The organism is Flavisolibacter ginsenosidimutans (assembly GCF_007970805.1).
Taxonomy (GTDB): Bacteria; Bacteroidota; Bacteroidia; order Chitinophagales; family Chitinophagaceae; genus Flavisolibacter; species Flavisolibacter ginsenosidimutans.
This window is the reverse complement of the sequence record NZ_CP042433.1, coordinates 1,715,028-1,736,693: the sequence shown is the minus strand read 5'-3', so window position 1 is coordinate 1,736,693 and position 21,666 is coordinate 1,715,028. Positions and strand designations below refer to the sequence as shown.

Here is a 21,666-nt window from a genome sequence, read left to right as displayed (position 1 = left end):
TCGTGAACAAACAAAACTTTCCATATCTCTTTTTTTGTTTTTGCCTGTTTGCATTGAGTGCAAAGGCAACCATTACGTTGCCGAAAATTCTGGGCGACAACATGGTGTTGCAACGTAACGCACAGGTTGCCATTTGGGGGCGTGCTGATAAAGGCGAAAAAGTCGTGGTGAAATTTGGAGGCCAGCAAAAGAACGCGGAAGCCGATGGTGAAGGCAACTGGATGACATGGCTCGATGCGATGGCCGCTTCGGATAAGCCAAGAGAATTAACCATCAGCGGGAGCAATATCATTGTGCTGAAAAATATTTTGGTGGGTGAAGTTTGGTTGTGCTCCGGGCAATCAAACATGGAATACACCATGATGAAGGAAGGCAAATTCGCTCACGCACTTCACGGCACCGGCATTGATTCGGTTGCTTTGAAAAATGAGCGCAATACCTCCATTCGCTTGTTTCTGGTGAAGCGTGACCTGACGAAAGGCGACGCTGCGAATGTGAACAAAGGATGGAACGAAGCGGAAGGAGAGTCGCTTCGTGCTTTCTCCGCCGCCGGTTATTTTTTTGCAAAGAAGTTGTTTGAAGAACTGCATGTGCCTGTTGGCATGATTGGTTCGTCTGTTAGTGGAAGCAACATCGAGCCGTGGATGTCGGGTGAAGTGAAGAACGGCAACAGCCCGCAAACCATTTCTGTTGATGAATCGAATCCCGGTAAATTTTATAGTGGCATGATAAAGCCGTTGGCGCCGTTTACGCTAAAAGGTTTTTTATGGTACCAGGGCGAAACGAATTGTTTTTTGAAAGAGGCGCCGGTGTATGGTTTTAAATTCAAACACCTGATTAATAGTTGGCGAAAGTTGTGGAACGATGGCGGTGCGTCTTTTTACTTTGTTCAAATCGCGCCTTTTGAGTATTCAAAAAACAGCGGTAAGGTTGCTTTAACCGACACAGACCTTCCGGCCTTTCGTCAAGCACAATCCGAGGCGCTTTCGTTGCCGCATACGGGAATGATTGTTACAACAGATTTGGTTGATCACATCAGCGATCTTCACCCAACGTATAAATGGGAGATTGGTAAGCGCCTTGCTTTGTTGGCACTTGCGCACGATTACGGAAAGAAGATTGAGTACAGCGGCCCGGTATTGAAAGCGGTGCAAGTAAAAGGCAATATTATCAACATAAGTTTCGATCACCTTGGCGCAGGCATCGTCTCCAACAACAACGAACCGTTGACTTGGTTTAAAGTAGCCGGCAGTGACGGTATTTATCATCCTGCGAACGCGACGATTGCTCAAGACAAAGTAATCGTTGTTTCCGTTGCTGTTCCTTCACCAGCTTTTGTTCGCTTTGCCTGGAACGAAGCGGCACAGCCCAATTTATTCAACAAAGACGGACTGCCTGCCGTGCCTTTTGAATGCAACGTCAACAAGTCATCGGTGGATAAAAATAAAAAGGATTGAAGCGGAAAAATTACATATCATTTGATTCAACCCCGCGTTCCTTTGCTTTTAAGGCGATGGCGTTCTTCTCTTTTTTTCTTCTTTCAACCTTTTTTCTCTTAGCCCAACAAACAGAAGTTAAATATCTTTCCGGAACCGGGAGTGATAACACGGTTCAGTGGCAGTTTATGTGTACCGGTGGCATGAGTGCAAACAAATGGACAACTATCGCTGTGCCTTCTTGTTGGGAATTACAAGGCTTTGGCAAGTACGATTACGGCCTGGCAAAAGACAGCGTTCGCGGCAAGGAAAAAGGTTTATACAAATACGAGTTTACCGTTCCTGTAAACTGGAAGAACAAAACGGTCAACCTTTGTTTCGAAGGCGTAATGACAGATGCCGATGTAAAAGTGAACGGGCAATCAGCAGGCGAAATTCACCAAGGCGCTTTCTATGCGTTTAAATACAACGTCTCGTCGCTGTTAAGGTTTGACGGCAAAAATTTATTGGAAGTCACCGTTGCCAAACATTCCGCAAACCAATCAGTGAACGAAGCCGAGCGAAAAGCTGACTTCTGGATTTTCGGAGGCATTTTTCGTCCTGTTTTTTTGGAGGCATTGCCGCAAACACACATCGACTACATTGCTATTGATGCAAAAGCAAGTGGAAATTTTTTAGCGGAGGTAAGAACCGGGAGCGGTAATAAAATCTCCGTGCAGTTGTATGATGCGAAAGGAGCAAAATTTGGCAACATCACGACGGCCAACGTAACTGGCGATAAAACTTTCATCGCTTCCCCGTTTTCTTTGCCGAAGCTTTGGTCTACCGAATTTCCAAATTTATACAAAGCCGTTTTCACGTTGTATAAAAACGGAAAGGCAGTTCATGTTGTTGAAAAAAAATTTGGTTTTAGAACGATACAGGTAAAGCCGCACGACGGTATTTACGTGAACGGCGTGAAAGTAAAATTCAAAGGCGTGAATCGCCACTCCTTCTGGCCAACAACAGGCCGCACAACGAGCAAAGCATTAAGCATAACTGACGTACAACTGATGAAGGACATGAACATGAACGCCGTGCGCATGTCACACTATCCGCCCGACGAACATTTCCTCGACGTTTGCGATTCGCTTGGCCTTTACGTGCTGAATGAATTAGCAGGATGGCACGGGCATTACGATATACCAACGGGTTCAAAACTGGTGAAAGAAATGATTGAACACGACGTAAACCATCCTTGCATTGTTCTTTGGGACAACGGCAACGAAGGCGGACACAATTTTGAACTGGATCATTTGTTTGCCAATAACGACATTCAAAAGAGAACGGTCATTCATCCCTGGCAGGACTTCAACGGTTTTGATACGCAACATTACCGCGAATACAACTACGGTATCGGCAATTATGAAGCTGGTCACAACATTGTAATGCCAACCGAATTTTTGCACGGCTGGTTCGATGGCGGTCATGGCGCAGGCTTGGAAGATTATTGGGAAAAGATGTGGAGCAATCCCTTAAGCGCCGGTGGCTTTTTATGGGACCTGGCCGATGAAGGCGTGGTTCGTCACGATTTAAAAGATTCGATTGACACGGATAAATTTCACGGCGCTGATGGCATCGTCGGTCCGTTTCACGAGAAAGAGGGAAGCTATTTTGCCATCAAAGAAATCTGGAGCCCGGTGCATTTCGAAAGGAAAGAAATCACGGATGATTTTGACGGGACGTTCAACGTTGAGAACCGTTTTCATTTTACCAATCTTTCGCAATGCAAGTTTTTGTGGAGGTTAAAAAGCTTGCAAAACACTTCGTTGAAAGAAATAAGCGGAACGGCTAAATCGCCAAACGTGCTTCCGAAACAAAACGCCGTGTTGCAAATTTCTTTGCCCAATACCTGGAAGGCCTACGATGTTTTGTATGTTTCGGCTTTTGGGGTTGACAACAAAGAAATTTTTACTTGGAGTTTTCCAATTTTAAAACCATCGTGCGTTGCGAAACGGTTCTTGCAAAGAACAAGCAAAGCAAGTCGTCCAACGATTCAATTGCAGGATTCTGCCTTTGTCATTGGTTCAAGCGGCGTTTCGTTGCGCATTCATCAACGTACGGGCCTGTTGCTGGATGTAAAAAATGCAAAGGGCGATATTCCGTTTAAAAACGGACCGATTGTGCAAGAAGCCGTGAATAATTTTTCGTCATTCACGCAACGTTACGAAGGCGATACACTGGTGATCGCTTCTTCGTTTGACAGAAAGAAAAGCTACAACACTTTGCAGTGGAAAATCTATCCATCAGGCATTGTGCAAATGATTGTTCGTTATTTTCCTTCTAATTATTTTACCTGGTTTGACGGCGTGAATTTTTCTTTTCCCGAATCGCAAATCAAAGGTGTAGACTACATGGGCAACGGCCCATACCGTGTTTGGAAAAACCGTTTAAAAGGAAACCAATTTGGTATTTGGCGAAAGGAATACAATAACACCGAAACAGCCGAAAGCTGGGATTATCCTGAGTTTAAAGGATATTATTCCAGCTTTTATCAGTGTCGGTTCGTTACAACCTCGCAGCCGTTTACCGTTTATACCGACAACGAAGATTTGTTTCTGCGTCTTTTTACACCGGCACCAAAAACCGACCAATGGCACAATTACGAGCCGTTGTTTCCAAGCGGAGACATTTCGTTTATGCAAGGCATTCCAAGCATCGGCAGCAAAACACAGCGTGCCGAAACGACCGGTCCGATGGGCGGCAAAAATATTTTTTACGATTACGAAAAGGACTCAACCAGGGCATTGCAGATAACCTTGTATTTCGATTTCAGAAACCAATAAAATGAAACGCGTTTATAAAATAGTTTTCGCTTTTTTACTTGCATGCTGCTCGATTGCTACAAAAGCTTCAGAGGTGATTATTACTGAAAATTTAAAATGTGAGACGTTGGTTAATCCGAAAGGCATTGATGTAACGTCACCGCGTTTCAACTGGCAAATAAACAGCCTTGCAAGGGGCGTAAAGCAAACGGCTTATCAAATCATCGTCGCTTCTTCGTTGGATAAATTGTCACGTGAAGAAGGTGATCTGTGGAATTCCGGAAGGCTTGCATCCGACCGGTCTATTCTTGTTGTGTATGCAGGTACGCCTTTGCAAAGCAGGCAACAATGTTTCTGGAAAGTAAAAACCTGGACGAATCTTGGAGAAACTGACTGGAGCACGCCTGCATCGTTTACAATGGGTTTATTGCAAGCATCCGACTGGAAAGCAAAATGGATTGGCTTGGATAGAGCATTTTCCTGGGACAGCGTAAGCAAATTTGCGCGGCTCTCTGCAAGATATCTGCGAAAAGAAATTTCAGCAAGCAAAGACATTAAGCGGGCAACAATCTACGTTTCGGGTTTGGGCCTTTATGAATTGTATATCAACGGCGATAAAATTGGTGATCAAGTTCTCGCACCCGGGCCAACCGATTACAGCAAAACAATTTTGTACAATGCGTTTGACGTAACGCCCCAATTGAAGGGCGGAAAAAATGCAATCGGTGTTGTGCTGGGCAACGGCCGTTTCTTTACAATGCGGCAAGCTTACAAGCCGCAGAAATGGCACGACTTCGGTTTCCCGCGAATGCTTTTGCAACTGGAAATCGAATACAACGATGGTACAAAACAGATTGTTGCAAGTGATGAATCGTGGAAAGCAACGGCTGATGGCCCGATAAGAACGAACAACGAATACGACGGCGAAGAATACGATGCCCGAAAAGAATTGAATGGTTGGAACAAGAAAGAGTTCAACGACGCGGCTTGGCTTCAAGTTGATTTGATGAAAACTCCCGGCGGTATGCTGAAAGCGCAGATGAATCCATTTATGAAAGTGATGGAAAGCATCAAGCCTGTCTCCATAAAAAAACTTTCGTCCAACAGGTACGTTTTGGACATGGGACAAAACATGGCCGGTTGGTTAAAGATGAACGTGAAAGGAGAAAAAGGGGCCGCAGTAACCTTGCGCTTTGCGGAAAGCCTGCAACCGAACGGAGAACCCTACGTGGCCAATTTGCGTGATGCGAAAGTGACGGACGTTTATACCTTAAAAGGCGATGGTAAAGAAACCTGGAATCCAACTTTTGTTACACACGGTTTCCGTTATGTTGAAATCACTGGTTATCCCGGCAAACCAAAGCTTGATGACTTTGCCGGCGAAGTTGTGTACGATGATTTGCAAACTACCGGTTCTCTTGAAACATCAAACAGCGTCATCAACCAGGTTCACAAAAATGCGTACTGGGGCATTCGCAGCAATTACAAAGGAATGCCGGTTGATTGTCCGCAGCGCAACGAACGCCAGCCCTGGCTTGGCGACAGAACGATGGGCGCTTACGGCGAAAGTTTTTTGTTTGACAACAATGCCTTTTACGCAAAATGGATGAACGATCTGGCCGATGCGCAAACAGCGGAAGGCAGTATCCCCGATGTTGCTCCAAGCTTTTGGTTTTATTACAAAGACAACATGACCTGGCCCGGCGCTTTTCTTACCGTGTCGGATATGCTGTACCGGCAATACGGCAACAAGGCGCCCATTGAAAAACATTACGCGGCAATGAAGAAATGGCTTGCATACATGAAAGGCAAGTACATGACGCCTGAATACATCGTAACAAAAGACAGCTACGGCGATTGGTGCGTGCCGCCGGAATCACCCAAGCTGATTCACAGCCAGGATTCAATGCGCAACACCGATCCGCAGTTACTTGCTACTGCTTATTACTATTACTTCATGGACGTGATGCAACGCTTTGCTTCCTTAACAGGACACGATGAAGACATTGCCGGTTTCGCAGCGGAAGCGGTGAAGGTGAAAGCGGCATTCAACAAAAAATTTTATCACCCTTCAACAGCGCAATACAGCAACAACACGGTTACGGCAAACTTGTTGCCGTTGGCCTTTCACCTTGTTGCTACAAGCGACAGTGAAAAAGTTTTTCAAAATATTGTTCAGAAGATTCAGGTGCAGAACGGTGGACACATCAGCACCGGCGTAATCGGAACGCAATGGCTCATGCGGTGGTTAACACTCTTCGGCCGCGGAGACATTGCGTACAAGCTGGCAAGCAACACGACTTATCCAAGTTGGGGTTACATGGTAAAGAATGGAGCAACCACCATTTGGGAATTGTGGAATGGCAACACCGCTGATCCCGCAATGAATTCGCAGAATCACGTGATGCTTCTTGGTGACTTATTGATTTGGATGTACGAGGATTTGGGCGGAATACAATCCGATGCAACGGATGTTGGCTTTAAGAAAATCATCATGAAGCCTTCGTTTGTAAAAGAACTCACGTTCGTGAATGCGTCGCATGACTCTCCCTACGGAAAGATTGAAAGCAATTGGAAGCGGGAAGGCAACTCTCTTTCCTGGAACGTAACCGTGCCCGCAAACGCAACGGCTTTGTTGTACGTGCCTGCGGGTTCAACGGACGCGGTGAAGGAAGACGGCAAAAGAATAGATGCGGCGCAAGGTGTAAAATTTTTGCGAATGGAAAACGGTTCTGCAGTGATTCAAATTGGAAGTGGCCGGTATTCGTTTACAACTTCATCCGGAACAGCGGGAATGGGTGTAAACTAAGCGGTGTTGCTTGCCGTTACAATTTGATGCAGTCTGTGTTTGAAGCAGACGAATTGCCGAACCGCATTACCGAGCGTACAAGAGTGCGACGCAAGGGAAGCTTAACGGGCGTTCCGTTGCCGGTAACAAAAAATAAAATTCAAGCAATGAAGAAATATTCAACAAAAATTTTACTGCTCTTTTTTGTAACGGGCCTTGCAAGCGTTTCGGTTTTTGCGCAGGCGGATGCAAAGCCAACGCAAGTAAAACAAACAACCGAAGATGCGAAAGCGAAATCGGACATAGAAATTGATAAAAAAGCGGACGAGTGGACGGCAGCACTTTCACTGAACGATGCCGCAAAGGCGGCCAAGGTGAGAACGGCCATAGCAACGCATTTAAAGCTCGTTCGCGATTGGCACAACGACCATCCGGCAACTTTGGTTCCGGCTGGCATAAATCCCGCAACGGGCAATAAATTGTCTGAGATGGACCGGCAGATTATTGTGTCGTCAACGATTCCAAAACCGGTGCACGACGATCTGATGAATGTGCTGAAAGCGGAGTTGACGCCTGAACAAGTAGAAGCAGTGCTTGATAAATACACGATTGGAAAAGTCGACTTCACCTTGAAAGGTTATCATGCCATTGTTCCTGATTTAAAGCCGGAAGAAGAGGCGAAGATTCTTGGGTTTTTGAAACAGGCCAGAGAGCAGGCAATTGATTACAAAAACATGAAAGAAATTTCGGCCATTTTCGAAATCTACAAAACCAAGTGCGAGCAGTACTTAAACAGTAACGGTCGCGACTGGCACGCACTGTTCAAAGCCTACGTTGATAAAGTGAAGAAAGAGAAGGAAGCGGCGAAGAAGAATTGAGAATCATGAGTTATGAATTATGAATGTTGAATGATGAAAGCAAATCTTATTTTTCTGGCGTTAATGACAATCGCTTTTGGCGCACAAGCACAGTTGAGCAAATGGCAGAAAGGAGTATTGGTTGACGAAGCAATTTTTGATACGGCGTCTTTTCCTGAAAGCCATGCGGCAACAATTGCGGAAACACCGGCAGGGCTTGTGGCCGCATGGTTTGGCGGAACGAAAGAACGCAATCCTGATGTGGAAATTCGGGTGAGTCGCAACGTGAGCGGTAAATGGACAAAGCCCGTATCTGTAGCCGATGGCGTCGTGAACGCCAAGCTTCGTTATCCAACCTGGAACCCTGTTTTGTACCAGGTGCCGAAAGGAGAGTTGTTGTTGTTTTACAAAATTGGCCCAAGTCCCGCAACCTGGAAAGGCTGGATGAAAACATCGAAAGACAACGGCAAAACATGGTCAACAGCGAAAGCATTGCCCGAATGGTTTTTGGGGCCTATCAAAAACAAACCGGTGATGTTGTCAAGCGGTTTGTTGCTCTCGCCAACCAGCACCGAAGGCGACGGTTGGAAGATTCATTTCGAAGCGTCGAAAGATTCGGGCAAAACCTGGATGATGATTGGTCCGATTAACGATGGCAAAACATCGGCTGCGATTCAGCCTTCTATTCTCACTTATAAAAATGGCAAACTGCAAATTTTGGCAAGAAGCAAGAATAGAGCGATCATAGAAAGTTGGTCGGGTGATAACGGCAAAACATGGTCGCCGTTAACGCCAACAACATTGCCCAACAATAATTCGGGAACCGATGCCGTGACGTTGAAAGACGGACGGCAACTGTTAGTCTATAATCATGTACTGCCGCCCGATTCGGCGAAAAACGGCAAAGGCGCAAGAACGCCGTTGAACCTCGCGTATTCGTTTGATGGCAAAACATGGTATGCGGCTGCGATATTGGAAGATTCACCCATCAGTCAATATTCTTATCCGTCAATCATTCAAGGCAAGGATGGAATGGTGCACGTCGTTTATACCTGGCGCAGAAAAAAAATCAAGTACGTAAAGATTGATCCTTCGAAGCTGCAAGGAATCAAGATTGTTGACGGCAAGTGGCCCGCGCTAAAAGGATACGAAGCACCAAAAACCGGCGAAGTAACAAGTGATTAACGTTTTTAAAGAAAACGGAACATGAAGAAACGAAAAACAGCATTCTCTGGATACAAATTTTGCGGCTTGTTGTTTGCTTTGCTTCTTTCGTTATGTGTATTTGCGCAAACCTCCGACGACCAGTTTCGCAAACCGTTGAAAGAAGTCATTGCAGAAATTCAAAACCGCTTCGGTGTGGCCATTCGTTACCCTGAAGAATTGGTTAAAGACAAGTGGGTGACGTATGCCGATTGGCGTTTTCGGCCGTTGTTGGAAGAAACCCTGAACAATATTTTGTCCTCGCAAGACCTGACCTTCGCAAAAGAAGGCGACAAGCGGTACAAACTCCAAGCATACCAATATCATTTAAAAACGGTAGAAGAAGGCAAAGAGCAATTGGCTTATCTCTCATCCTTATATAGCGATGAACAAAGCTGGCAAAAGCGAAAAGATTCTTTACGAACCTGTTTCTGGTCTGCACTTCGTTTGAGCAAAATGCCGGCACGTCCTTCTTCAAAACCAATCATCACACCGCTACGAAAGTTTGCCGATTACACCGTGCAAAACATTGCCATTGAAACACTACCGGGGCTTTACGTATGCGGTTCCCTTTATCGTCCGTTGAAAGCAAAAGGCAAGTTGCCGGTGATATTGAATCCCGATGGACATTTTGCCCGCGGCCGTTACCGCGAAGATTGCCAGTACCGTTGCGCCATGCAAGCGAAAATGGGCACCATGGCGTTTAGTTACGACTTGTTTGGCTGGGAAGGTGAAAGCATTTTGCAAATCAGTCCGGCTGACCACCGCAGAAGCTTGGTGCAAAGCATACAAGTACTCAACACCGAACGCATACTCGACTATTTATTATCGTTAAAAAATGTTGATACGAGCCGTGTGGCGATCACAGGTGCTTCAGGCGGTGGCAGTCAAACCATGCTCATGACTGCGTTGGATAAGCGCATCACGTTGAGCGTTCCTGTGGCCATGCTTTCATCTTATCACAGTGGCGGTTGTCCCTGCGAAAGCGGCATGGGCGTGCACTTGTGCGGCGGCGGAACAAACAATGCGGAAATTGCTGCCATAGCGGCTCCGCGGCCCATGCTCGTCGTTTCCGACGGCGGCGATTGGACGCAGCACGTTCCGGAAAACGAGTTTCCGTTCCTGCAAAGAATCTATGGCTTCTACGGTAAAACGGAGTCCGTGCAAAACGCACACATCCCTACCGACAAACACGACTACGGCATCAACAAACGCAGGGCCATGTATGCGTTCATCGCAAGGCAATTTGGCTTGAACACAACTTCAGTAAAAAATGCGAAGGGTGAGTTTGATGAAGCAGGTGTAACGATTGAAAAAGACAATGTACTGAAAGTGTTTGGCGACAAAGGCGAGAACCTTCCTTCGAATGCTGTAAAAGGTTTCGATAACGTAACAAAAATTTTTAACGACGCAGTTCAATAATCACGATGACTTCACTACGTAAAATTTTTCTTCTCGTTCTTGCTTGCAATTGCCTGCATGTTTTTGCGCAAGACAATTTATCCAAACAGCGTTACAAAGTTGCCCTGATTGATTTGATGTTGTTGAAACGACAAAAGCTTGGAGCGCTGCAATTGACAAAAGACATTGGCGCCGACGGTGTGGAGATTGACATGGGTGGCTTGGGAAATCGTCCAACTTTTGAGAACAGCCTGTTGATTGATTCTGTGCGGCAACAGTTTCTGAACAAAGCAAAAGAATTAAGCCTGCAGATTCCATCGCTTGGTATGACCGGTTATTATGCGCAATCGTTTTGTCAGCGCGAACAATTTATTCAATCCATCCAGGACTGTATTGAAACGATGAAATTGATGAACGTGAAAGTTGCTTTTCTTCCGCTCGGCGTGCAATGTGATTTGGTAAAGAAACCAGAGTTGCGGGACTCGGTTGTAAGCCGTTTAAAAATTGCCGGCAAGATGGCGGAAAAAGCAAAGGTTGTCATCGGTATCGAAACTGCGTTGGATGCAAAAGGCGAATTAGCCTTGCTGAAAGATGTGAACTCTCCGGCTATTAAAAGCTATTTTAATTTTTCCAATGCCATCAAAAACGGCCGCGATCTGAACAAGGAACTCGAAACGCTTGGCAAGAAATACATCGTGCAAATTCATTGTACCGATGATGACGGTGTATGGTTGCAAAACGATCCGAAAATCAACATGCTTGAAGTAAAGAGAACGCTTGATAAAATGGGCTGGAGCGGTTGGCTGGTGATTGAACGTTCACGCGACGCAAAAGAACCAAGGAACGTCAAGAAAAATTTTGGCGCCAATACGGCTTACGTCAAATCCATTTTTCAAAACATTCCAGCGAATTAACAAGGTCTTCATCAATCATGCGACAAACAATTGTTGTTCTGTTTTTTCTTCTCCTGTCTTGCGCTGCTTCTGCGCAAATTTATGTTGCTGTGAACGGCACCGATACCGCTGATGGCACGAAGGAAAAGCCGCTTGCTTCCGTGACAATGGCTTTGCGAAAGGCCCGCGAAATGCGGCGTTTGAACGATGCTGCGATTGTCAACGGCATTCACATTGTTGTTGGTGACGGTGTGTATCGCTTTACTGAACCTTTGTTTGTTCGTCCCGAAGATGCCGGAACAGCAAGCAGTCCAACAACCATTGAAGCTGCGCCGGGTGCACAGCCGATTTTTAGCGGCGGCATTGATGTGAAAGGATGGAAGAAACTTACTACGCCGGTTGTTGGTTTGTCAAAAAAGGCGCAAGGCAAAATTTGGGTTACAGATGCGCCAACCCTTGGCGGTGATTTGCTCGACTTCCGTCAGCTTTACATCAACAACCAAAAAGCCGTTCGTGCGAAAGCGTACAACGGCGATACAATGAGCCGCATTCTTTCCTGGAATAAAAAAACAGAAAGCTGTTGGATACCGAAACCGGCTGTTGATGTTTCGAAAGTAGAAGGCATGGAGATGTTCATTCATCAATGGTGGGCCATTGCCATTCTTCGCATCAAGTCAATGGAGGTAAAAGGAGATAGCGCCCTGTTGCATTTTTATCAGCCCGAAAGTCACATTCAATCCGAACATCCCTGGCCTTCGCCTTGGATTTCATCGGAGACGGGCAATTCTGCTTTCAATTTGGTTAATGCGCTTCAGTTTTTGGACAGTCCTGGCGAATGGTATCTCGATAAAAAAACACGCAAGCTTTATTACTGGCCGCGAAGCGGTGAGAACATGACTACGACAACGGTTGTTGCACCGGTTTTGGAGACATTGGTAAAAGTGGAAGGAACCGCAGAAAGGCCCGTATCTAATTTTAGCGTTAAAGGAATTTCTTTTCAGCACACAACGTGGATGCGGCCATCGCAACAAGGCCACGTGCCGTTGCAAGCGGGCTTGTTCATGCTTGATGCGTACAAACTAAAAGTGCCCGGCACGCCGGAGAAAAAGACCTTGGAAAACCAGGCTTGGCTTGGGCGACCATCGGCATCGGTGGAAGTATCTTTTGCAAACGGTATTGCTTTTGAAAACTGCACGTTCACGCATCTTGCATCAACAGGTTTGGATTTTGGCAAAGGCATAAAGAATAGTTCCATCATCGGCAATTCTTTTCAAGACGTGGGAGGTAACGCCATCCTCGCCGGTGTGTTTTCGGACGAAGCAACGGAAACGCATTTGGCATATAACTCCGCTGATGAAAGAGAGGTGACTGAAAACATTTCCATCGAAAACAATTTAGTCAACAACGTTGGGACTGAAGATTGGGGCTGTGTGGGGATTGGTGCAGGTTATGTTCGATCTACAACCATTTCGCACAATGATTTGTCTGAACTTCCTTACACGGGTATTTCACTCGGTTGGGGTTGGACTAAAGACAAGAATGTGATGCAAAACAATCGTGTTGCTGCCAACAGAATCGTTCGCTACGCACAGCACATGTACGACGTAGCAGCGATTTATACCTTGAGCGCACAGCCAAATACATTCATTACCGACAATTATGCCGACAGCATTTACAAAGCGCCGTACGCACATTTGCCACATCATTGGTTTTATCTCTACAGCGACGAAGGGTCGTCGTACATCACGGTAAAAAACAATTGGACGCCGTCAAAAAAGTTTTTGCAAAACGCAAATGGCCCGGGCAATGTTTGGGAGAACAATGGACCAATGGTGAACGACAGTGTAAAGAACATTTCAGGGTTGCAACCGGCTTATCGTTCTTTGTTAAGGAATAAAATTGTTTTCAATACTAGGCAGGAAATTACCCATGAGTTGCCAGTAGTATTCGAGTTAATTGCGCCATCAGGCCAAACAGTGGATGTAGGTAGAGTGAAACAAGCTTTCGCGGAGGCGGATGTTTATTCAACTCAATTTTATAGCTGGCAAAATCACTTGGTGCTTTATGATAAAGTGGGTGATGCTTCACAACTCAAACGAAAACTTGAAAAAAGTTTTCCCGATTTAAAAGTGAAGCTTTACGAGGATGCGTTTTACGAATTCAACCGAACTCATTGCGGCGATACAACAACGGCAAGAGAATGGGACAACATTTTGCTCACAGCAAATTTGGTGAACAATGCCAAGTTGCAAAAAGAATATCTCGATTATCACGCTACGCAGTTTCAAAAATGGCCCGAAGTGTCCAATGGTTTTTGCAAGGCAAACTTTCAGCAGCTATTGGTGTATAAAAACGGCCGACAGTTAATGTTGGTCATCAACATTCCGAAAGGGGAGAGCCTGGATAAGCTGAATCCAAAAACAACCGAGAACAATCCAAGAGTGGAGGAATGGAATCGCCGCATGGCGAAATATCAAGAAGGCATTCAAGGCACGAAGAAAGGAGAGACGTGGGTTTTTTTACAAAGAATTAATAATTGATAATTAAAAATTAAGAATGTTGAGGCTTGGAATTTTAGGATTGGGTGAAGGGCGAAGCACAATCTCTGCTGCATTAAGCAGCGAGAAGTACGAATTGAAAACGATCTGCGATGTGAACGAAGAATTGTGCAGGCAACGGGCAAAGGAATTCGACTTCTCAAATTACACAACGTCCTATCAGCAAATGTTGGATGACAAAGACATCGACGTTGTTGCCATTTACACGCCAGACCATTTGCACGCACAACACATCCAACAAGCTTTATCACACGGAAAACACGTTATCTGCACCAAGCCTTTCATTGATGATTTATCAAGGGCAAAAGAACTCTTGGATTTACAAGCCAAAAGCGGCAAGAAAGTTTTCGTCGGACAAAGTTCACGCTTCTTTGAACCCGCTAAACGGCAGCGAAAAGATTACGAAGTTGGCTTGATTGGTGAACTCATCACCATCGAAGCTTACTACCACGCTGATCATCGTTGGTTCTTAAAAAAAGGCTGGTCATTACTACAATCATTCAAATGGTTGTACGGCGGCTTAAGTCATCCCACGGATTTTATTCGTTGGTACTTGCCCGACATCGAAGAAGTCATGGGCTACGGCATGATTAGCAGCAACGGCATCAAAGCAGGTCTGAGAAATCACGACACGATGCACTTCATCTTTAAAGCGGCAGACGGACGCATTGCAAGAGTCAGCGGCGCTTACACAGGACCGACACAACCCGCAGACCGCGACAGCGGTATGAGCACCCTTCTTCGTTGCACCGAAGGCGCTTCGCAAGCCGATTACCACGAACTGCGTTATTCCATCACCGATAAAACAGGAGAGGAAAAAATTATTCGTTGGGGCGATGAAGTGATGAAACATTATTTCCGTTTTGAAGGACAAAGCCATCATGCTGGCGAGTACCAAAATTATTTGGACTATTTCGCCGATAGCATCGAGCAAAGCTTTACTGCTTATCCCGACATGCAGGAAGGCATTGGAACGATTGCTTTGTTGCAGGCAATGGACAGTTCGTTGGAAACAGGCAAACCAATAAAGGTTCAGGACATCTTAAACAGCTACGGTTTATGAACCCTATTTATGACAAGCTCACCAAGGCCGATTTTGCCGTCGTTGCCATTTACCTTATCGTGCTGTTGGTGATTGGTTATATCGCCAGCTTTCGTCAAAAGAAAAAGAACGAAACGCTTTTTCTTGCCAGTCATTCGCTCAACTGGTACAACATCGGTTTCAACATGTGGGGCACAAACGTTGGCCCTTCATCGCTGCTTGCTTTTGCCAGTATTGGTTATGCAACAGGCATTGTTGCGGGTAATTTTGAATGGTACGCTTTTGTTTTTCTCATGTTGCTAGCAATGGTGTTTGCGCCGCGTTACATCGCCAGCAAAGTAGCCACCATGCCCGAATACATGGGCAAGCGTTACGGCGACAGCACACGAAACATTCTCGCCTGGTATGCACTCATCAAAATACTCGTGAGTTGGTTGTCGCTTGGCTTGTTCAGCGGCGGTGTTTTGGTGCGACAAATTCTCGGCATTCCCATGTGGCAATCGGTGATTGTGTTGGTTGCCTTCTCGGGCATTTTCACGTTTGCCGGCGGTTTAAAAGCCATCGCCAAAGTGAACGTCTTCCAAATGATTTTGCTGATCGTTGTTTCGCTCACGCTAACCTATCTCGGTTTGCAACGCATCGGTGGTTTGTCTGCGCTTTATCACAAAGTGCCTTCACATTATTGGAATTTAATCAAGCCATCAAACGATAAATCTTATCCCTGGCAAGCCATGTTGTTGGGTTATCCGGTTGCGGCTGTTGCTTTTTTCTGCACCGATCAGGCGATGGTGCAAAGCGTGCTGGGTGCAAAAAATTTAGAACAGGGACAACTCGGCGTGAACTTCATCGGATGGCTGAAAGTCTTGGCCCTGCCGCTTTTCATCATGCCGGGCATTTTGTGTTTTGCACTCTTTCCACACCTCGAAAAATCCGATCTCGCCTACATGACGATGGTCACCAACCTTTTTCCATCCGGCATGAACGGACTTGTGATTTGCGTGTTGATCGCCGTCTTGGTTGGTACCATCGGTTCTTCGCTCAACGCATTAAGCGCGGTGTTCACTACCGACGTTTACGTAAAGAACATCAACCCTTCCGCTAACACGAAGGAGCAAATTAAAGTTGGCCGCATTACCGTTGTCGTAGGCTGTGTATTTGCCGTGCTCATGGCCGTTGCCATTGATAAAATTCGCGGGCAAAACCTCTTTAATATCTTTCAGGCAGTGCTCGGGTTTATTGCACCGTCGCTTTCGGTGGTGTTTTTGTTGAGCGTGTTTTGGAAGCGTACCACCGCAAAAGCCGTCAACGCAATTTTAAGTTTTGGTTCTGCCTTTAGTTTGTTCGTAGGCGTTTTATATCTCTGGGTTTTGCCCGCAGACAAATACCCGATGTGGCCGCACTTTTTGTTGTTGTCGTTTTACATTTTTGCGATCTTGTTAGTCGCAGCCATCATCATTTCACTTACCGATCGCAACCCGCAAACAAGCAACATCGAAACTGCAGAAATCCCACGCACCAGCAAAAAAGTGCAGTGGTTGTTTGCCTTGCTCGGCGTCGTCATTCTATCCTTGTACATCATTTTTAACGGACATTAAGCATGAGAAAAGAGAAAGATATTTTTTATGAACCAAGCTGCATTGCTACTATGAAGCTTTTGTTGCGTCGCACTCTTGTGCGCTTTGTTCGCTATTCGGCGGCCCATCCCGACCTTCCCGGTGGGAAAGCCACCAACGCACAACCCTTGCTTTTTAGCGCTTCTTTTCTTGTTTCAATCATCAAGAAAGCATTGCATTTTATCCTTATCATTTTGAACCTCTTCATCCACTTCCCAACGGGAAGGGGCTTTAGCACCATCTACCACAAAAAGCAATGGTTGTTGGGGATGGGCCTCTTCTTCACTTTCTCTGCTTTTGCGCAACAAGCCACCTGGATCTGGTATCCCGGCGACTACGAAATCTGGTTAAGCAACAACATGCAAAACCGCCGCACCGACCGCGGTTCTTTCTTTCCTGTTTTTTGGAAAGTTGACAGTCATTATCCGCTGATGGACTTCCACAAAGACTGCAACCTTTCACAACCCGAAGACGTTGCCATTTACGCCGAAGGCAAATACAACGTCAAACTCGACGGAAAACTTTTCGAAGGAACGCCAACAACCATAAACGTTCCGGCTGGACAACACCGCATCAACGTAAAAGTTTTTAACCAGGCATCCGTTCCCACCATTTATGTAAAAGGCAAAACTGTCGTCTCTGATTCATCGTGGTTACTCACATTTGAGGATAAAGAATGGATTGATGAAACGGGAAAAACCTCTGACGTTTCGGCAACCAAATGGCTCAACGCAGGCAGTTGGAATTTTAATTCCCCCACAAATCTGCCTTCACAGTTTAAACTCCCTGTTGTATCGCAATCTGCTGTTAGCACAACCGCAAACAGTACATCACGCTTGATTGATTTCGGCAAGGAAACTTTTGGCTTTGTCAAACTTCACGGCGTAAAAGGCAGCGGCGCAATGACCTTGTATTACGGCGAATCAAAAGAAGAAGCGCTTTCAAAGGATGGCGCTGTAACCCTTGACCGGCTTCAGTTTTCGAACGTGTCAAAGCAAGATTCCACTATGCCGTTGTCGAAAGCCTTTCGTTATGTGAACGTGGTGATGGAGCCAACGCTTAACCTCGATTCTGTTTCCATGTTATATGAATACGCCGATGTAAAAGACCGCGGAAGTTTTAAATGTTCAGATGAAGAAATCAACCGCATTTATGATGTCGCCAAATACACGCTTCATTTAGCTACGAGAGAATTTTTTATTGACGGCATCAAGCGTGACCGCTGGGTATGGAGCGGCGATGCCTACCAAAGCTATTTGATGAACTATTACCTGTTCTTCGATTCGCCAACCGTTGAACGAACGATGGCTGCACTGCGTGGCAAAGATCCGGTGACAGGCCACATCAACACCATCATGGATTATACCTTTTACTGGTTCCTCGGCATCTACGATTATTATCTGTACACCGGCGATAAGAGCTTTATTAAAAATTTTTATCCCCGCATGCAAAGCATGATGGAGTATGTGCTTGGCCGACGAAACAAAGACGGTCTGTTACAAGGCCTACCCGGCGATTGGATCTTTATTGATTGGGCCAACGGCTTGAGCAAAAAAGGAGAAGTAAGTTTTGAACAAATGCTGTTCGCAAGAAGCTTGGAGACAATGGCTCTTTGTGCTGACATTGTAAATGACGATAGAGGAAAAACAACCTACACTAAACTTTCAGACGATCTGAAGAAAAAACTCTTTTCTCTTTATTGGAATTCTTCCAAACATGCTTTGGTCCACAGTCGCGTTGATGGCAAACAAACAGGTAACGTAACACGCTATGCAAACATGTTCGGCATCTTTTTCAACTATTTCAATGATGCACAAAAGCAGGAAGTGAAACAACACGTGTTGCTCAACGACAGCATTCAAAAAATTACTACACCCTACATGCACTTTTATGAACTGGAAGCGCTTTGCGCCATGGGAGAGCAGGATTATGTTTTGAAGCAAATGAAGGATTATTGGGGCGGTATGTTGAATTTAGGCGCTACATCGTTTTGGGAAGAATACAATCCAACAAAAAAAGGAGCGGAGCACTATGCGATGTACGGCCGTGAGTTTGGAAAAAGCCTTTGCCATGCCTGGGGTGCAAGCCCTATTTATTTGTTGGGAAAATATTACCTGGGTGTGAAGCCAACGGCTGCCGGTTATGCAACCTATACAATTGAACCAAAGTTGGGCGGTCTGCAATGGATGCAGGGCGAAGTGCCAACACCAGCCGGAAACATTCAGGTCTATTGCAGTACGACGCAGATGAAAGTAAAAGGTGCTGCGGGAAAGGGCCTGCTATCTTTTCAAAGCAAAACAAAGCCGATTTGTAAAGAAGGTGTGATAGAAGCAAAGGGTGGTAACAATTACACGTTGATGATTGAACCGGATAAAGCTTATACCGTTCGTTACAAGGCAAAATAAAATTGGATTAAGCAAGTGAATTACATGGAAAGAATCACCGCGACATATTTTATCGAGACACCTTTTGAACCGGAAAAAGCTGCGGAAGTTTTAGCCGGCGAACAATCATCGGGAACCTTCGTGGCCGTGCCCGGCGAAACCGCTGAATTAAAAGAACGGTTCGCTGCAAGAGTTGAATCAATAGAAAAAATAACAACGGTTAATCAAGCATCTATTCCAAGCGAAAAGCTTTCTCTCGGTGTTTATCATCAAGCCGTCGTAAAAGTTTCGTGGTCGGCTGAAAACTTTGGCTACAACCTACCGGTGCTGATTTCAACCTTGCAAGGAAACTTGTACGAGTTGCGGCAATTCACCGGGTTGAAATTGATGGATATCGATTTTCCTGATGCTTATGTGGCTCATTTTCGCGGACCAAGATTCGGCATTGAAGGATGTCGAAAACTCACTAACGTTCAATCCCGCCCATTGATTGGCACCATCATCAAGCCAAGCATTGGCTTGACACCGGAACAAACAGCCGAGATGGTGCAAACGCTTGGCGAAGCCGGAATTGATTTTGTAAAAGACGATGAATTGCTTTCTTCTTCTGCCAACTCGCCTTTTGAAAAAAGGGTTGAGGCCGTAATGAATGTTGTGAATCGTTTGGCCGATAAAACGGGAAAGAAAGTAATGTATGCCTTCAATATCAGCGGCGAAGTGGACGAGATGTTGAGCCGCTACGAAACGATTATAAAGGCCGGCGGCACTTGTGCCATGATAAGTTTGAACAGCGTTGGCGTCTCCGCAACAAAAAAGATTTGCGACATCGGCGCACTCGCTATTCACGGTCATCGCAACGGCTGGGGCATGATGACAAGGCATCCTTTGCTTGGCATTGATTTTCCCGCTTATCAAAAGTTATGGCGGCTTACGGGTGTTGACCAAATTCACGTGAACGGTATTCAAAATAAATTTTGGGAAAGCGATGATTCGGTGGTGCGTTCCATTGAAGCTTGTTTGAAACCGATGGCGGCTGGTTACGCTGTTTTGCCAGTGGTGTCTTCAGGCCAGTGGGGCGGACAAGCCTTTGAAACATGGCGACGAACAAAGACTGTTGATCTTTTGTACATGGCCGGTGGCGGCATCATGGCGCACCCAATGGGTGCGGCGGCAGGCGTTGCTGCTTTGCAACAAGCATGGAAGGGCGCCGTTGATGGTTTGCAGTTGGAAGAAGCCGTGAACATTTATCCGGAGTTTGCAAAATCTGTTGAAAAATTCGGAGGCAAATAATGGCTGACAACAAACCGCTTTTTGCCTTTTATGGCGATGATTTCACGGGCTCAACCGATGCCCTTGAATGGCTTTGCCGTGAAGGGTTGAAAAGTGTTTTGTTTTTGGAACCACCCACAAGTGAACAATTGAAATTGCACGAAGGTTTGCAAGCTTTTGGCGTGGCCGGTGCGACACGTGCCATGACACCGGAAGCGATGCAATCTGCATTGGAACCTGCTTTGCGGCAAATAAAGGAAACAGGCGTTCGGTATGTTCATTACAAGGTTTGTTCAACGTTTGATTCATCGCCTCTTATTGGAAGCATCGGTAAGGCAATTGATGTGGGTGTAAAAATTTTTGGCAATCGCTTTACGCCAATTATTCAATCTGCACCGGTGTTGGGGCGTTATTTGTTTTTTGGAAATCTTTTTGCCCGCATGGGCATTGGTAGTAACGGCGAAGTGTTTCGATTGGACCGTCATCCCTCGATGAAGCATCATCCGACAACACCTGCCGACGAAAGCGATTTGCGTTTGCACCTGGGGAAACAAACGAAAAAGCAGATTGGTCTTGTTACCATCGTTGACGTTATTAAAAGCGAAGACGAAATAAAAAAGTCTATTGATAGGAATGTATCGGCAGGTGCTGCGATTATTTTTTTTGATGCGTTGGAGAATCAGCATTTGGAAATGATTGCGGCTGTGTTGAGTGATGAAGCTGCGCACAGTCAGCCTTTGTTTCTCGTTGGTTCGTCCGGTGTTGAAATTGCTTTTGCTGCTCATTTTCAGCAACAACTTGGTCTGCAAGAACCGGTATGGCAAAAGCTTTCAAAGGCAGAACTGTTGCTTGTTGTTTGCGGAAGTTGTTCACCGGTTACGACAAAGCAAATCCACCATGCTTTGCAAAATGGCTTTAAAGAAGTTGTGATTGACGTAAGCAAATTGGTTGGTGAAGATGCTTGGCAGGAAATGGAAGAAGTCTTTCAAAAATCATTGGCTATTCTGAATAACAAAGTGGATTTGATTATTCATTCAAACGGCGCTGAAAGAATAAATACTTCAGAGAATACTGCCGAAACATTGGGAAGGGCTTTGGGTGAAATTGCAAAGCGATTGATCGGACAAACATTACTGAAACGACTTGTTGTTGCGGGTGGCGATACGAGCAGTTATGCAGCAAGAGCGTTGGGGATTGACGCGGTGGAGATGATTGCGCCGTTGGCGCCCGGTGCGCCGCTGTGCAAAGCCATTGCAAGTGATAAAGCTGTAAACGGAATTGAAATCTGTTTCAAAGGTGGTCAAGTTGGAAGCGAAGACTTTTTTCTAAGAGCGGCGGCCCCTATCCCGACCTTTCCCCAATAGGGAAAGGCCATCAGCCGCACAAGCCTTGCTTATTGGAGAGACTGCAATTGAGGC

13 protein-coding genes are annotated in these 21,666 nt (G+C 45.7%); all 13 read left to right on the top strand.

Going from position 1 to position 21,666, the window contains the following annotated elements:
* The first annotated feature begins 2 nt into the window (after window positions 1-2).
* Window positions 3-1,457, top strand: a complete 1,455-nt coding sequence (locus FSB75_RS07145; protein WP_227990825.1) for a sialate O-acetylesterase — start codon at window positions 3-5, stop codon at window positions 1,455-1,457.
* Entirely contained in the window at window positions 1,454-4,261 is a 2,808-nt protein-coding gene (locus FSB75_RS07140; protein WP_227990824.1) for a glycoside hydrolase family 2 protein, read from the top strand. Before FSB75_RS07145 ends, FSB75_RS07140 begins: the two co-directional genes overlap by 4 nt.
* A 1-nt stretch (window position 4,262) precedes the next feature.
* On the top strand, window positions 4,263-7,049 hold the full coding sequence (locus tag FSB75_RS07135) for a glycoside hydrolase family 78 protein (protein WP_146784832.1): 2,787 nt from the start codon (window positions 4,263-4,265) through the stop codon (window positions 7,047-7,049).
* A 146-nt stretch (window positions 7,050-7,195) separates the two neighbouring features.
* A complete protein-coding gene (locus FSB75_RS07130) occupies window positions 7,196-7,906 on the top strand; it encodes a DUF3826 domain-containing protein (protein WP_146784829.1) in 711 nt (236 codons plus the stop codon).
* Window positions 7,907-7,936: 30 nt separating this feature from the next.
* A complete protein-coding gene (locus FSB75_RS07125) occupies window positions 7,937-9,070 on the top strand; it encodes a sialidase family protein (protein WP_227990819.1) in 1,134 nt (377 codons plus the stop codon).
* 21 nt (window positions 9,071-9,091) lie between these two features.
* Window positions 9,092-10,510, top strand: coding sequence for an alpha/beta hydrolase family protein (locus FSB75_RS07120; RefSeq protein WP_146784826.1), 1,419 nt, complete (start codon window positions 9,092-9,094; stop codon window positions 10,508-10,510).
* A gap of 5 nt (window positions 10,511-10,515) precedes the next feature.
* Complete coding sequence (locus FSB75_RS07115; protein ID WP_146784823.1) at window positions 10,516-11,403, top strand: sugar phosphate isomerase/epimerase family protein; 888 nt, start codon at window positions 10,516-10,518, stop codon at window positions 11,401-11,403.
* Between the two features lie 17 nt (window positions 11,404-11,420).
* On the top strand, window positions 11,421-13,922 hold the full coding sequence (locus FSB75_RS07110) for an L-rhamnose mutarotase (protein WP_146784820.1): 2,502 nt from the start codon (window positions 11,421-11,423) through the stop codon (window positions 13,920-13,922).
* Between the two features lie 16 nt (window positions 13,923-13,938).
* Complete coding sequence (locus tag FSB75_RS07105) at window positions 13,939-15,003, top strand: Gfo/Idh/MocA family oxidoreductase (protein WP_146784817.1); 1,065 nt, start codon at window positions 13,939-13,941, stop codon at window positions 15,001-15,003.
* A complete protein-coding gene (locus tag FSB75_RS07100) occupies window positions 15,000-16,577 on the top strand; it encodes a sodium:solute symporter (protein WP_146784814.1) in 1,578 nt (525 codons plus the stop codon). Before FSB75_RS07105 ends, FSB75_RS07100 begins: the two co-directional genes overlap by 4 nt.
* 2 nt (window positions 16,578-16,579) lie before the next feature.
* Window positions 16,580-19,000 carry an alpha-L-rhamnosidase-related protein gene (locus FSB75_RS07095; protein ID WP_227990818.1) on the top strand — a complete coding sequence of 807 codons (2,421 nt, stop codon included), beginning with the start codon at window positions 16,580-16,582 and terminating at the stop codon, window positions 18,998-19,000.
* Window positions 19,001-19,024: 24 nt separating this feature from the next.
* Entirely contained in the window at window positions 19,025-20,269 is a 1,245-nt protein-coding gene (locus FSB75_RS07090) for a ribulose-bisphosphate carboxylase large subunit family protein (RefSeq protein ID WP_146784811.1), read from the top strand.
* Complete coding sequence (locus tag FSB75_RS07085) at window positions 20,269-21,612, top strand: four-carbon acid sugar kinase family protein (protein WP_146784808.1); 1,344 nt, start codon at window positions 20,269-20,271, stop codon at window positions 21,610-21,612. Before FSB75_RS07090 ends, FSB75_RS07085 begins: the two co-directional genes overlap by 1 nt.
* Window positions 21,613-21,666 lie beyond the last annotated feature (54 nt).